This window comes from Streptomyces katrae, assembly GCF_000966975.1.
Taxonomy (GTDB): Bacteria; Actinomycetota; Actinomycetes; order Streptomycetales; family Streptomycetaceae; genus Streptomyces; species Streptomyces katrae.
This window is the reverse complement of sequence record NZ_JZWV01001775.1, coordinates 1-455: the sequence shown is the minus strand read 5'-3', so window position 1 is coordinate 455 and position 455 is coordinate 1. Positions and strand designations below refer to the sequence as shown.

1 protein-coding gene is annotated in these 455 nt (G+C 75.2%); it reads left to right on the top strand.

The annotated features are described in order from the left end of the window. Positions 1 to 455 (top strand): CurL C-terminal domain-containing protein (locus tag VR44_RS40545; protein ID WP_045952715.1); only part of this gene is annotated, 455 nt, incomplete at both ends.

Here is a 455-nt window from a genome sequence, read left to right as displayed (position 1 = left end):
GTCCGCGAAGACCCCCGCCGCGCTGCGCGCCCAGGCCCGCCGCCTGCGCACCCACCTCGCCGGGCACCAGGAGGCCACCCCGGCCGACATCGGCTACTCCCTCGCCACCGGCCGGGCGGCCCTCCAGCACCGGGCGGCCGTCCTCGGCACCGACCGCGCCGAACTGCTCCGCGGCCTGGACGCCCTGGCCGAAGGGGCCCCGGAAGGCGCCGCACCCCACCTCGTCACCGGCAGCACCGACCCCGCAGCCGGCCGTGAACCGGGCCGTACCGCCTTCCTGTTCTCGGGGCAGGGCAGCCAGCGGCTGGGCATGGGACGGGAACTGTACGAGGCCTTCCCGGTGTTCGCGGACGCCTTCGACGCCTGCTGCGCCCACCTCGACGGACACCTCGAACTCCCGCTGCGGGAGGTGGTGTTCGGTGAGGATGCGGAGCTGTTGGACGAGACGCGGTTCA